Source organism: Paenibacillus sp. JT31N7, assembly GCF_059692095.1.
Genome location: NZ_JCAUAT010000001.1, coordinates 2,156,638 through 2,170,107, shown reverse-complemented (window position 1 = coordinate 2,170,107; position 13,470 = coordinate 2,156,638). Strand labels below are relative to the sequence as shown.

Below are 13,470 nucleotides of genomic sequence, written 5' to 3'. Positions count from 1 at the left end.
TACTTTAACCTAAAATTTAAAAATTTGTATCGTCTGCTCCAGCTGTTTGACGGAACGCGTCATTTGTTCGCACTGGCTCACCATCTCAAGAACGCCGCTGATCTGCTCGTTCATCGAAGCGGACACTTCCTCCGTTCCCGCAGCGGACTGCTCGGTTATCGCCGAAATGTTCTCCATCGTTGCGGAAATCTGCCGGGCGCCTGCCAGCATATGGTCGCTCTCTCCGGCAAATTCTCCGATCCGGTCGGAAATAAAGCGGACGGCTTTAAAAATATCGGAGAAAACGGCTTCGGTATCCCGGATCAGCTCCGTCTGTCTGCCGACGGCTTCCTCATTGACTTCGATATGAGACAGGGCCTGACGGATGCCGGACTCGATGGCCGTTACGAGCCCGAACACTTCCCGCGTCTGGGTCGTCGCTTCTTCGGCCAGCTTTCTCACCTCCTGCGCAACTACGGCGAATCCCCGTCCCTGTTCCCCCGCTCTTGCCGCTTCTATCGAGGCGTTCAGCGACAAAAGATTCGTTTGTTCGGCAATTTCCGAAATCGCCTTGGTGATTTTGGAGATTCCTGCCGTTTGTTCCGCAAGCGTGCGGATCGTGTCGGAAACGCGCGCCGTAGCTTCGACATTTCTTTTCATGCCCTGTCCCTGTATTTCGACAGCTTCACGGCCTTTGTCGACAAGCGACAGCATTTGCTCCGAACGGGCATTCATCGTTTTGGTCGATCCCGCAAAGTTCGAAACTTTCTGCTCGATATCTTTGGTGGAGACGGAGATGGTGGAGACTTCTTCCGAAATCTGCCCGGCTCCCGAGGCCAGCTCCTGGGCGGAAACCGTCACCTGCTGCAGAACGTCCTTGAGCTGCTGGTTCTGGGAATAGATGCTTTGGCTCGTATCGGCGACCTGTCTCGTGATGGCGCCGGTTTCGCCCAGAATGCCGCGCAGCTTATCGATCATGCTGTTGAAGGAACGTCCGAGATCGCCCAGGGCATCGTCCGTTGTCGCATCCACCTTGCGGGAGAAATCGCCTTTGGAGACGTTGAGAGCCGCGCGGGTAAGGTCTTCGACAGGCCCTGTAAGCGCTCTCTCGAACCAGCGGACGAATGGAAAACTTGCAGCCAGCATAACCGCGAGAAAAATAAAGCCGATCAAGCGGTTGAAATCCGGAAGCAGGAGAAGGAGAAGCAGAGCCGCGGAATAAACGGCGATCAGTCCGTAGCAGCCGGCCAGCAGCTTGCTTTTGAAGGAGAGAGAAGACCAGTTCTTCATACATAACGCTCCTCTAGACAGAATAAATTCAAAATGTAACCTATTTCCTGCCGCCATTATATCACCGGGTTTTATATGGGTCTATAGTTTTATTTGAAGTAAGAAAATTGAGCGTAAAGACCTAAAAATGATAGGTATACATAGGTCATCAGATAAAGTTTAAGTTAATTTTTATAGAAAAAAACATAGAAAATAGGTCTATTAGGCGGATTTTGGCGAGAATAAGGTTGAAAAAAATAAAAATAATGTAAAATTTTGTTGTATTAGTTCTAAAGACACCTTATACTGTGGCTACATACCTAGAATATACAAATTATCTTAATTTCGAGAAGATCATTAAAGGGGGAAAATCATGATTATTGAACCGGTTTCATTGGTACGTCAGGTTGAAATTGTATTTAAAGAGCTTCGTCAGGAACTAAGCGAGTTAAATTCGGGAACGGTCTTTTTGCAGATCCGCAATAATGCGGTTGGCAAGTTCGGCGTCCGGCATAATCCGCTTGAAGGAAGGGACGGAGTTGTGCAGAAGAGCGGGACGGGCCTCGCTGAATCGCAGTGGCAAACTTTCCGGCAGCTGGCGCTGGACTCCCTGAAGTACAAGGTGAACTGGACACACGGAGAAATTACGTTTGATTTTACGGTAAAAAAAGAAACGCTGTATGCCAGCGTCATGTTCGAATCGAACTATAACATGTCCAACCTCATCCGCGGATAACGACATTCAAAACAAAGCAAAAAGGTGGCTGCTTCGGCCACCTTTTTGGTCGTGCTTAAGTATGTTTGAATCAGACGATTAACGTCCCAATTTACCTGCCAGCTGTTGCTCGGCGATTTGAACCAGTCTGCGAGTGATGTGTCCACCGATCGCGCCTGTGTCGCGAGTAGCCATGTAACCGTAGTAACCGTCTTGAGGAATTTGAATGCCCAGTTCTTGAGCGACTTCGTATTTCAACTGGTCCAAAGCTTGGTTAGCTTGTGGAACAACCAGTGTGTTGCTGCTGCGGGATTGTCCTGCACCCATTTGATATCACCTCCTTCGGTAATGGGTAGTATGAACCGTTTTGTTAAAAATACTCATGGCTTTATAAAAATTTTTTAACTTGTCGAAACGCGTCTGGGTAGAGGTGTATAAATAGGAAGAAAAAGTCGAAAGCATACATGAGGGAGGTTTTTTACGAAGGTCTTTATGAAGGTCTTTATGATGGGGCGGAACCCCGTCATTTTGTGATAAACTATAGGCCGGGGATTGGACAGACATTCGTAAATTGTCCGGAACGACCCCTTTGCATGGAAAGGAAGGGAAGTATGGCCGAGAAAAAGTTTTATGTGGTATGGGTGGGCAGAACCCCGGGAATTTATTCGACTTGGGCCCAGTGCAAGGAGCAGACCGATGCGTTCCCGCAGGCCAAATACAAGTCGTATCCAACGGAAGCCGAGGCGCGGGCCGCTTTCGAACGCGGCTGGCAGAAATCGCTCGATTTCGGATCGAAGAAAAAGTCCGCGGGAGCCGGGGCTTCCGGCAAGTCCGAGGCGCCTCTTGAAGTGGACTACGACAGCATTTCCGTCGATGTGGGCTGTTCCGGCAATCCCGGAATCGTGGAATACAAAGGCGTGGATACGAAGACGGGCGAAGTGATCTTTTATAGGGGACCGATTTCCAAAGGGACGAACAATATGGGAGAATTTCTCGCCATCGTTCACGCCCTCGCGTATTTGCAGAAGCAGGGAAGCAGCAAAACCATTTATACGGATTCGATGACGGCCCTCAGCTGGCTCCGCAAAAAAGAGGTCGCTTCCAACCTGGTTAGGGACGCTTCGACCGAGGAAATATGGACCATGGTAGACCGCGCGCTTGAGTGGGTCCGCACCAACACATATGCCAATAAAATCGTGAAATGGGATACCAAAAAGTGGGGCGAAATCAAGGCCGATTTCGGCCGTAAGTAAGCCAGGCTCTTAGACCGGAACGTTCTCCGGGCTGAGAGCTTTTTTTGGTTATGCGCAAAAAGGCCGTCCCGGAAGCTGCGCAAATGCGCCTAAAATTTTCGTTGACGAAAAGGAGGACGTACAGTATGATATGCCTTAATCCAACTGGAATACTTGGATTAAAGAGATTTTTACACAGAAAATGAACAACGGGGGAGAGGGAACTATGAAAGGGATACGCAAAGTTGTCCATGTGTTCACTATGATGATTCTGATCGTCGGTCTGGTGGCGGCATGCGGCAAAGCAAACACGGAGACAACTACGGGATCGGCCGCGCAGACACCAGGCGCTTCGCCGACTGGCGGTGATAAAGCAAATGCCCTGGCGGGCAAGAAAGTGGCGCTGATTATGCGTCAGAATCTGGGCACATTCTCGGCTCAGTACGTGGAAGGCGTGAAAGAGCAGGTTACCAAGCTTGGCGGTACGGTGACGGTGATTCCGGCGGACGGCGATTTGACGAAGATGGCCTCCAACCTCGACGCGGCCGTGAACCAGAAATTTGACGGCATTTTGCTCGATCACGGCACACCGGACGCTCTCCAGAACGGAATCAACAAAGCCGTGGAGAAGAAAATTCCCATCGTCGCGTTCGATTCCAACGTCAAAGGACCCGGCATCGTGGCTCTGGAGCAGAACGACCAGAAGCTGGCCGAACTGACGCTGGAGCAGCTCGGTAAAGACGCCGGAGGCAAGGGCAACATCGTCAAAGTGTGGGTGGCAGGTTTCCCTCCGATGGAGAGCCGCCAGATCGCTTACAAAGCTTTTATGGATAAGAACAAGGACATAAAAGAAATCGCTGCGTTCGGCAATGCGCAGAACCCGGCTCTGGATACGCAGGCGCAAATGGAAGCGATCTTGAAAAAATATCCGAACAAAGGCGATATTACGGCCGTATGGGCCGCTTGGGACGAGTTCGCCAAAGGCGCAACGCGCGCCATTCAGCAGGCAGGCCGCACGGAAATTAAAGTGTACGGCATCGACATGAGCGACGAGGACCTTCAGCTCATTCAGGATGCGAACAGCTCCTGGACAGCTTCCGCCGCTGTCGATCCGAAAGATATCGGACGCATTCAGGTCCGCTATCTGTATCAGAAGCTTCACGGGGATCAGACTCCGGAGAAAGTCGTCCTGGAGCCGGTATTCGTCTCCCGCGACGAGCTGCCGAAAGACAAAAAAGTAACGACGGCGGAACTCAGCCAGTATGTGAAAGGCTGGGGCAACAGCCAGCAGGGTTATACCGACTGGCTCAAGGAAGCCGAGAAACAGTCGGGCAAATAAGAAGAACACGCGAAATCCCATCGGGTTGTTGACGATGGGATTTTGAAAGTTCGGGGAGGAGTACGGTTCACCATGACGACGACTTCACTATCCGTGCTGCGGATGAACGGCATAACCAAAACATTTCCCGGCGTAAAAGCCTTGTCGGAAGTGGATTTTGAAGTAAAGGGCGGCGAAATTCACGGGCTGCTGGGTGCGAACGGGGCAGGAAAGAGCACGCTCATGAAAATCTTGTCCGGCGCGTACACGGCCGACGGGGGAACGATCGAAATCGACGGGGAGCCCGTGCCGATTTCGACGCCCAAGGATGCGATGCGCCAGGGGATCTTCTGCGTGTATCAGGAAGTCGATACGGCGCTTGTCCCGGAGCTTACCGTGGCGGAGAACGTGCTGCTGGACAGCGTCGCTCACGGGAGCGCCTGGCTCCGCTGGGGCACCCTGAACCGGGAAGCGGCGAGAATCCTCGCCTCGATAGGCTCGGACATCCCGGTGAAGCTGAAGGCGTCGCAGCTGACCATCGCCCAGAAGCAGCTCGTGCTCATCGCCCGGGCGGTAGCTCATGCGGCGAAGTACGTCATTTTCGACGAGCCGACGGCTCCCCTCAGCCTGGAAGAATCGGAGCAGCTTTTCGCGATTATGGAGCGGCTGAAGGCAAACGGAGTCGGCTGCGTGTTTATTTCGCACCGGCTTGCGGAAGTGACCCGGCTGTGCGACCGGATCACGGTCATGCGGGACGGAAGCCGCGTGCTGACGAAGGCCGCCCGGGATTCCAGCCACGGCGAAATCATTGAAACGATGCTCGGCAAGACGTTCGCCGAGGAGTTTCCCAAGCTGCCGGCCGACCTGGGCGGGACGGTGCTGGAGGTCCGGGGGCTGCGCCGCGGAACGAAGGTGCGCGGGGTGGATTTCACGCTCCGCGAGGGCGAAATCCTCGGCATCGTGGGCCTGGTCGGCGCCGGCAAAACCGAGCTGAGCCGGCTGCTCTTCGGAGCCGATCGCGCCGACGGCGGCGAAGTCTCCCTGCGCGGCAGACGGCTGCGGCTCCATGAGCCGGAGGATGCCGTCCGCGCAGGCGTGGTGCTTGTGCCGGAGGAGCGGCGCAAGCAGGGCGTGCTTGTCGAGGAATCGGTCCAGCGCAACTTGTCGCTGCCGATTCTTCGGAGCCTGAGCGCCGGCGGATTCATCCGCAGGCGCGAGGAGCGCGGCCACGCCGAGCGGCTGATCGGCCAGCTCGGGGTGAAGCCGCCCCAGCCGGACCGGCCGGTGAAGCACCTGAGCGGCGGCAACCAGCAGAAGGTGGCCGTAGGCAAATGGCTGCCGACGGACGCTGCGGTGTACATGTTCGATGAGCCGACGAAGGGCGTGGATGTCGGCGCGAAGAGTGACATTTTCCGGCTTATCGGACAGCTGGCGCAGGAAGGCAAGGGCATTATTTACCTGTCCTGCGAAATAGCCGAAATATTGGGGATCGCCGACCGCATCCTCGTGATGAGCTACGGCCGGATCACCGGAGAGCTCAGCCGCGAGGAAGCCACGGCGGAAGCCATTCTATCTTATGCCAGCGCAGGGGAGGCCGAACACGTTGAAAGATAAAGCATTGGACGTTTCGTTCCGCTACGGGACGCTTGTCGTCATCGCCGCGGTTTTTGTCTTTTTTTCCATTACGAACCCGAACTTCTTAAGTTATGATAATATTTTTGATATTTTACGTTCCATTTCCATTGTTACGTTTGTCGCGATCGGTGTCACCTTGTCGCAGATTGTCGACGGATTCGATTTGTCTGTCGGCTCTACCGTTTCCGTTACGACCGTCGTGGCTGCTTCACTGATGGTCTGGTACGAGCAGCCCCTGATCGTGGTCCTGCTGGTGCCCCTGGCGATCGGCATCGGAATCGGCCTGCTCAACGCCTTCCTCATTGTGAAGGTTCGCATTCCCGACCTGCTTGCCACGCTGACGGTTATGTATATCATCGCAGGGGTGCACAAGACGTACACCAAAGGGTTCTCGGTCTACAACAACATGCCGATGCCCGACGGTACGACGGCTAAAGGCGTGGTGACGGAGAGCTTCAAATGGCTGGGTCAGGGAAAAATCATCGGCCTGCCGGTTCCCGTCGTCCTGATGATTATCGCGGTAGCGGCCGTCCATATTTTCCTGACGTACACGCGCTGGGGCCGCCAGTTGTATATTACGGGCGGCAACCGCGAAGCCGCCAGACTGTCCGGCATCGGCGTGAACCGGGTGCGGACGGCCGCTTATGTGCTCTCGGGGCTCTTCGCCGCGATAGGGGGAATCCTGTATGCGGCCCGGATCGGTTCGGGCCAGATCGACGCGGGGGCTCCGCTGCTCATGGAAGCGGTGGCGGCCGTGTTCGTGGGCTATTCCGTCCTGGGCGCGGGCAAGCCCAATGTAATCGGCACTTTCTTCGGCGCGGTGCTGATCGGCATTTTGCTGAACGGTCTGACGATGCTGAACGTACCGTATTACTCTTTTGACATTATCAAAGGGGGCGTGCTGCTTGCGGCGCTTGCCGTTACGTTCGTTCACTTGAACCGCCGGCGCCAATAAGGCGGGCACGTACAAGAGACCTTGAAGGAAATCCTTCAAGGTCTCTTGTTGAAGATAAATCGGGCTCTTCCGAAATCTTATACCGTCAAGAAAACGTAACGTTTTAAACGTTTTATTCGACGTTGGACAGGGTGAGCGTGTAATTTTTTCTCGTATCGACATTCAGGAAAGCAGGCGTCACTTTAACGAAATAATTCGTTCCGGACGCGCCGCCGTTCAGCGTGACCGATCCGTTGCCGCTCGCGGACGATTGGTAAACGGGCAAGCCGAGCGGGGAAAGCGTGTATAGAGTGATCAGGTAAGGATAGTTGGCAGGAGACGTGAGTGTGACTTTGTGTACGCTGCCGGCCGGAACTTGATCGGACCACCAGTCTCTGTCGAGGGAACCGCTCAGTTTGCCATAGTTGGCTCCCTGGGATAAGACATTGGCGGTTGTGTAAGTATCGTTAGGCTCGGTTTCGGCGTAAGCGGATGAAGCTCCTAAGGTCAGCAGGAAAAGAAGCGTGAGGACAACGATTTTTTTCATAAATGACACCTCCGGGTTATAATAAATGCTAGGTTGGCCAACCTATCTTAAAAAATAACATAAAAAGGCAAAATTGTAAATTTAGTATTTGTAAAAGATTCGCTTCATTGCCGCGGGTAAGCCGTACAAACAGAAAAAAACAGCCAGCCCCGTCTATCAAGAGGAGCAGACTGCTTTCGGAACCTTGGATTCTATCAAACTTTCACTCTCTGGGTTTAGAAAGTCCTTTTGTTAGACAGGATGTATAAGAGGAGAGAGCTCGTAATCCCTGTTTTCCGCCTGCCGTGGTGCAAAACAAGCCCCTTAGAGCCTCATGTACAGCAGCCAGCTCAAACTTCCGGCCATCGCGCCTGCCGCCACAGCGACCCAGAACCAGCCGTTGTGCAGCATTTGCCGCAAAGATGCAGGAAGTTCCCGCATAAAACCGCCTCCTTTTTCATACTTTTTATCATAATCGCAAGGGCAGGGGCGTGTCGCCCGCCAATTTTTTCTGAAAGTTTTGAAATACCGGAACCATCTCCCCGTCAATTCGTTATATAGTAGAGAGAGTTAGAGCGGGCGGAAAGGCCCCCGAGTTTGTGAGGATAGGAGCACACCATCACATGTTTACCAGACAATATTTTCAAAGCAAAGGTTTCCGGAGGATTTTGATTTTCGCCCTGCTTGCCCTTATTCTTTATGCTATGCAGAGCATGATCAATCTCATTCTGCTTACGTTCATCTTCGCTTTTCTGATGGACCGTATGCAATTCTTCGTCTCATCCAGGCTGAACCGGTATATGAGAGTGGACCGGCGCTGGATCGTGGCGATTCTGTACGTGGTTACACTGGCGCTGCTGGGGATCGGGATGTACAGGTATTTGCCTGTCGTGGCCGTCCAGGTATCGCAGGTCGTCAGGCAGCTGTATGAATTTTATACACAGCCGCAGGACAACGAAGTGCTCAGCTATATCATCAACCTGATTCAACCTTACATTGAACAAACCGAGCTTTCGAAGTATATGAACCAGGGCTTCGGTTTTGTGTTCAAATCGGTGACCGACATCGGAAAAGTGCTTCTGCAGGTTTTCATCGCCCTGCTCCTCAGCTTGTTTTTCCTGCTCGAGAAGCCGAGAATCATCCGCTTTACCGCGAAGTTTAAAGACAGCAAAATCGCGGCGTTTTACGAAGAGGTGGCCTATTTCGGCAGCCGCTTTGTCCACTCTTTCGGTAAGGTGCTGGAAGCCCAGTTCCTCATTGCGCTCGTCAACGGCATCCTGTCCGTCATCGCGCTGTGGATTCTCGGCTTTCCTCAACTGTTCGGCCTCGGCCTGATGATTTTCCTGCTGGGCCTCGTCCCCGTGGCGGGCGTTATCGTGTCCCTGATTCCGCTCTGTACGATTGCTTACAGCATAGACGGAATCATGATGGTCGTGTATGTGCTTATCCTGGTTGCTATTCTGCATGCCCTGGAAGCTTACATGCTGAATCCGAAACTGATGTCGGCCAAAACGAACCTGCCCGTGTTTTACACTTTTATCGTCCTCATCTTCTCCGAGCATTTTATGGGCGTGTGGGGATTGATTATCGGGATTCCGATCTTTATGTTCCTGCTGGACGTACTGGATGTGACCCGGGAAAAAGAGACCGTTTCTTAAACCAAAAAGAGCAAGCGTCCCTTAAAGGGAAGTTTGCTCTTTTTGGTTTTTTTCCGTCGGCAAGTGGCTTATGGATGGCCGCTCACTTGACCGCCTGCGATACCTTGGCCGATGCTCATGCAAGGGCAAAAGCACAGGTTTTCCGGGTGAGGCTATGGATGAGCGCATTGATTCAAAATTGGATGTTGAAAAATTTTGTTGCCTGTGATATAATATGTAATTGTATTGTTAAACCCTCTTTTTTAGTTCCTCTTTTATGAATAACATTCCTCCACCGAATCAAATTCCAACAACCCTAAGAATTTGTTTACCGTGTTACTTGATTCACACTGGCGCGGTCATCGGAGCCGCAAGGATGAAAGAGAGGTAGGGCTTTCATTGTTTTAGGAACACTAATTGGTCATTTCTTTATTCAGAGATCATTAGGAACTAGAAAACAAGGCCGTTTCTTCGAGCCTTCTATATGAGCATACTAACGACATTTTCTATAGAAACGGCAGTGGGTTTCTTTCCCGCCATAGTAGCCATGGCATAAGAAAGAAGCAGATGGACACATAACCCGCTACAGGCAGTAAAACGAACATACGAAAAACCCGTCAGCATGGCTGGCGGGTTTTTTCTGTTTCCGTGTTCTGTTTTCGCCGTTTTTGCGGTGCCCATTTTTATCCCTGTAGCTGTTCTTAAATGAATTTGAAACGGCGTTTCAGGAGGAAACGGATAGCCCAATAAACCGCCGCTCCGCCGAGAAGGAAAGCAAGGCCATAGCCGTAATAAGTCATGCCGTTTGGCTGGTATTGATAGTAGGCGGCTGTGAAATTTTTGCTGACCATCCCGGTAAAGCAAGCTCCGCAAACTACGGCGCCCCACAAAAAGTAAGGTTCCAGCCCGCGAAAAAGAATGGCCCTGCCGTTGTTTTCCGGTTTGTTTTTCGAATAAGCGTAAAGCCCGGCTCCCAGGAAAATCAGGATGTAGGCCGCGCATATCCCGAATAGATAAAGCGAAGCCGGTGAATAACTGCCGCCCGTAACGAGATCCAAAGGGTTTAAATAATGCCAGTTGTGTCTGATAGCCGGGCTTAACAGCTCTCTATATCCGGACCAATAAACGGATAAGAAAGAACTTAACATGTTCTTCAGACCCATCGGCAGTATGCTGGCGACCAGGGACAGAAGAATCTGCGTCAAAGCCCCGCCCGTGAACGTCCCTGCAAACAGGACAATGGTATACCAAGCGGTTAATATAAGAGTTGAACGAAAGACCTCACGCACGTGAACAGACAGGGAGAAATAATCATGAAAGGGCGACAACAGAATAACGGTCATATCCAGTAGGTTCGTAAACAGAACCGATCCGAGGATAAAAACAAACCCCAGAAGCCATTTGTTCAAGTAAATGTGAGTGCGTTTGAACGGCAAGGAGAAGGTGAAATCCTGATGAAGGCCGCGCCGCTCCATGCCGATAAGCAGGACCGCGACTCCCAGCACCAGGACAGCCAGCGCAACCCGGTAGTCGGTAAATTCATGGCCGAATGAATATATCGTGGCGTTTTCCGGATGCTCGCGCATAAGTTGCAGCTGCCGTTTAATGTTTCCGGGCTCCATTATGATCAATTCGTTCATCCGGTTAAAAACGAGAAACAGAAACCCCGCCGCAGGCATAAGCCACAACAGCAGCTTAGCCTGCTTGTAGTCTTTTTTCCATAAAGCTTTAGACAGCATGATCGTTCTCCTCTCCCAGACGGTATTCGAATACATCCTCCAATTGAATGGCAAGCCGGTCGAGCAGCAGCGGATTCATTTGCTCCAGGAGCTGCAAGGTTTGCCCGGAATCGTCCTGCAGCAGGAGCGTATAGACGCGGCCCACATGATTTAATACTCTGACCTGAGAAAGATTCAGGAAATCCCGGGGCGGTTCGCCGCCAAACGCGACCTGCAGCTTGTGCAGGGAACCTTTGGCTTCTTCTAGAGAGGAGACGGTCTCCAGCTTTCCTTCCCGGATCATGATGACTGTATCGGTGATACGCTCGAGCTCTTGCAGCTGATGAGACGAAATCAGGACGGATGTGTTCCCGCCGGCGACTTCTTCGACCAGGAAGGAAAGGACCTGCTTGCGGACGATAAGATCGAGCCCGTTCGTCGGCTCATCCAGAAGAATAAGAGAGGCTTTCGACGAAAAAGCGAGAAGAATGCCCATAAGCGCCTTCATGCCTTTGGAAAAGGTGCGGATTTTTCTGCGTTCCGGGAGCTGAAATCTGCGGACCTGGTCCGCGAAATAAGCCGGATCAAAGTCGGGATAGGCAAGACGATAAAGGTCCGCGCATTCCTTGGCCGTGTAGCCTCCCAGCATATCAAGGGAATCGGGTACATATACGATATTCCGCTTGGCTTCGGGATGCTCGTGGATGGAGCGGCCTTCCCATCGGACTTCTCCATGGTCCGGGTCCAGTATGCCGGCAAGCGTCCGGAGCAGGGTGGTTTTGCCGGCACCGTTGCGGCCGACGAGCGCGGCGATAGAGCCTGGGTCCAGCCGGAACCGGATATCTTCCAGAACCGGACGTCCGTCGATACGCTTGCAGAGAGCTTCAACGTTTAGCATAAGGGGGACTCCTTTACTCTTTGATTTCTTTGTAAAAATGGTCGGTCCAGTCTTTAAGCTGATCGGGCCCGATTCCGAGATAAGCGGCTTCGACGAGAAGCTGGCGGAAAGCGGAGCGGAACTTTTCGAGGCGTTCTTTTTCCATGCCCGGAGAAGACGGTTTGGCGACAAAGGTGCCTTTACCGCGCAGCGTTTCGATAATGCCTTGGCGTTCCAGCTCCTGGTAAGCCTTGCTGACCGTATTCGGATTGACCAGGACGGTGGCGGAGAGTTCCCGGACAGAGGGCAGACGGTCTCCCTGCTGCAGCGCCCCTTTCAGTATGAGTTCTTTCATTCCTTGTATGATTTGTTCGTATATGGGAAGTTCGCTTCGCTCGTTGATTTTGATCATCGGAGGAGGCACCCCTTTCTTGGCGTAAGTAGGATGAAGAACGCGTGATGTCCGATAGGCCGGGTAAAATTTTAAAGTATCTTCTGTGGTGTATTACTAAATGTAGTACACTTAGTACATTAAGGAAAATAAAGAGGGTTTGTCAACCCGTATTTTTCGGTACTTTAACTATGCTGAAGAAAGAGAATCCCGCACTTTTGGCCTTCCGGCCGGAGACATGTTAAAATCGGGTACAAATAAACCGGAGAAAGGAAAAGGAAACACGATGGACCCCAATCCGAAGATGACACGCAGAGCCTTTCTGGCAAAAGGCAAATTTCTGGCAGGCGCTTTGTTGGCAGCCCCTTTTGTTTCCTACGGATACGCGCGGTTTGCCGAGCCGCACTGGATCCGCACCAAGCATGTCCGGCTGGAGCTGGAACGGCTGCCGCAGGCGTTCGACGGCCTGCGTGTCGTCCAGTTCAGCGATGTTCACATCGGCCCTTATCTGGCGCCCGGAGACCTGCCGCAGCTGGTGGATAGGATCAATGCGCTCAAGCCGGATTTGCTGTGCTTCACCGGTGATTTATACGATTACCGGGTGTACGACGCTCCGGTGGTCAGCCAGGCACTGGCGGGACTCAAGGCCCCGCTGGGTAAATTCGCGGTGCTCGGCAATCACGATTATTACGGCTCTCCCGGCGAGACGGAGAAGGTGCTGAAGCCTGGAGGCTTCGAGCTGCTAACGAACCGGTCCGTTGCGGTCGGCATAGAAAAGTCGCTGATCCGGGTGGCCGGTGTCGATGACATGTGGGAAGGCCGCCCCGATCTGAACCGGGCGCTGAAGGGCGCAGGCGCAGACGACTTCGTGCTCCTGCTTTCCCATGCCCCGGATTTCGCGGATATCGCGCTGGAGGCGCCGGTCGATATGCAGCTGTCCGGGCACAGCCACGGCGGGCAGGTGCGGCTGCCTTTCTACGGAGCTATTACGACGCCGATGTACGGGCGCAAGTATGTCGACGGCTTGTACAAACTCGGCGGAGGCAAGCTGCACGTGTACACGAACCGGGGCATCGGCATGACGATGCACCCCGTGAGGTTCTGGTGCCGGCCCGAGCTGACGGTGTTCACGTTAAAAAAGCGTCCGTAACTCCGTAGACGCCCCAGAGGACCCGCCAGTAGAATCCCTCAGTAGAACCCGGAGTAGGCTCCGGCGGAATATCGTTCATTTTGAACGAA

At 52.9% G+C, this 13,470-nt stretch carries 13 protein-coding genes; 7 read left to right on the top strand and 6 right to left on the bottom strand.

The window, feature by feature from the left end; genetic code table 11:
* Window positions 1-9: 9 nt before the first annotated feature.
* Window positions 10-1,269, bottom strand: a complete 1,260-nt coding sequence (locus AC58P5_RS09840; RefSeq protein WP_497385953.1) for a methyl-accepting chemotaxis protein — start codon at window positions 1,267-1,269, stop codon at window positions 10-12.
* 352 nt (window positions 1,270-1,621) lie between these two features.
* On the opposite strand from AC58P5_RS09840, the gene AC58P5_RS09835 reads away from it, so the two are divergent.
* Window positions 1,622-1,984 carry an O-methyltransferase gene (locus tag AC58P5_RS09835; protein WP_497385952.1) on the top strand — a complete coding sequence of 121 codons (363 nt, stop codon included), beginning with the start codon at window positions 1,622-1,624 and terminating at the stop codon, window positions 1,982-1,984.
* A gap of 78 nt (window positions 1,985-2,062) precedes the next feature.
* On the opposite strand, the gene AC58P5_RS09830 is transcribed toward AC58P5_RS09835, so the two are convergent.
* Window positions 2,063-2,290, bottom strand: a complete 228-nt coding sequence (locus tag AC58P5_RS09830; RefSeq protein ID WP_009673104.1) for an alpha/beta-type small acid-soluble spore protein — start codon at window positions 2,288-2,290, stop codon at window positions 2,063-2,065.
* Between the two features lie 284 nt (window positions 2,291-2,574).
* On the opposite strand from AC58P5_RS09830, the gene rnhA reads away from it, so the two are divergent.
* From rnhA to AC58P5_RS09810, 4 genes are all read left to right on the top strand, one after another.
* Entirely contained in the window at window positions 2,575-3,216 is a 642-nt protein-coding gene (rnhA, locus tag AC58P5_RS09825) for a ribonuclease H (RefSeq protein WP_497385951.1), read from the top strand.
* A 205-nt stretch (window positions 3,217-3,421) separates the two neighbouring features.
* The gene (locus AC58P5_RS09820) at window positions 3,422-4,534 is read left to right on the top strand and encodes a sugar ABC transporter substrate-binding protein (RefSeq protein WP_497385950.1); all 1,113 of its coding nucleotides are present in this window, start codon (window positions 3,422-3,424) and stop codon (window positions 4,532-4,534) included.
* A gap of 72 nt (window positions 4,535-4,606) precedes the next feature.
* Window positions 4,607-6,127 carry a sugar ABC transporter ATP-binding protein gene (locus tag AC58P5_RS09815; RefSeq protein ID WP_497385949.1) on the top strand — a complete coding sequence of 507 codons (1,521 nt, stop codon included), beginning with the start codon at window positions 4,607-4,609 and terminating at the stop codon, window positions 6,125-6,127.
* Window positions 6,117-7,103 carry an ABC transporter permease gene (locus AC58P5_RS09810; protein WP_497385948.1) on the top strand — a complete coding sequence of 329 codons (987 nt, stop codon included), beginning with the start codon at window positions 6,117-6,119 and terminating at the stop codon, window positions 7,101-7,103. The genes AC58P5_RS09815 and AC58P5_RS09810 overlap by 11 nt, the downstream gene beginning before the upstream one ends.
* 112 nt (window positions 7,104-7,215) lie before the next feature.
* Here the strand turns inward: AC58P5_RS09810 and AC58P5_RS09805 are convergent, their stop codons facing one another.
* The gene (locus tag AC58P5_RS09805; RefSeq protein WP_497385947.1) at window positions 7,216-7,629 is read right to left on the bottom strand and encodes a hypothetical protein; all 414 of its coding nucleotides are present in this window, start codon (window positions 7,627-7,629) and stop codon (window positions 7,216-7,218) included.
* A 602-nt stretch (window positions 7,630-8,231) separates the two neighbouring features.
* Between AC58P5_RS09805 and AC58P5_RS09800 the strand changes: the two genes are divergently transcribed.
* Window positions 8,232-9,266: an AI-2E family transporter gene (locus tag AC58P5_RS09800; RefSeq protein ID WP_497385946.1), complete on the top strand. Its 1,035-nt coding sequence runs from the start codon at window positions 8,232-8,234 to the stop codon at window positions 9,264-9,266.
* 680 nt (window positions 9,267-9,946) lie between these two features.
* Here AC58P5_RS09800 and AC58P5_RS09795 read toward each other — a convergent pair.
* The 3 genes from AC58P5_RS09795 to AC58P5_RS09785 are packed head-to-tail and all read right to left on the bottom strand — an operon-like array spanning window position 9,947 to window position 12,252.
* Window positions 9,947-10,984: a hypothetical protein gene (locus AC58P5_RS09795; protein ID WP_497385945.1), complete on the bottom strand. Its 1,038-nt coding sequence runs from the start codon at window positions 10,982-10,984 to the stop codon at window positions 9,947-9,949.
* Window positions 10,974-11,861: an ABC transporter ATP-binding protein gene (locus tag AC58P5_RS09790; RefSeq protein WP_497385944.1), complete on the bottom strand. Its 888-nt coding sequence runs from the start codon at window positions 11,859-11,861 to the stop codon at window positions 10,974-10,976. The genes AC58P5_RS09795 and AC58P5_RS09790 overlap by 11 nt, the downstream gene beginning before the upstream one ends.
* 13 nt (window positions 11,862-11,874) lie before the next feature.
* Window positions 11,875-12,252, bottom strand: a complete 378-nt coding sequence (locus tag AC58P5_RS09785; protein WP_497385943.1) for a GntR family transcriptional regulator — start codon at window positions 12,250-12,252, stop codon at window positions 11,875-11,877.
* Between the two features lie 265 nt (window positions 12,253-12,517).
* On the opposite strand from AC58P5_RS09785, the gene AC58P5_RS09780 reads away from it, so the two are divergent.
* Window positions 12,518-13,381, top strand: a complete 864-nt coding sequence (locus tag AC58P5_RS09780) for a metallophosphoesterase (RefSeq protein WP_497385942.1) — start codon at window positions 12,518-12,520, stop codon at window positions 13,379-13,381.
* The last annotated feature ends 89 nt before the right edge of the window (window positions 13,382-13,470 follow it).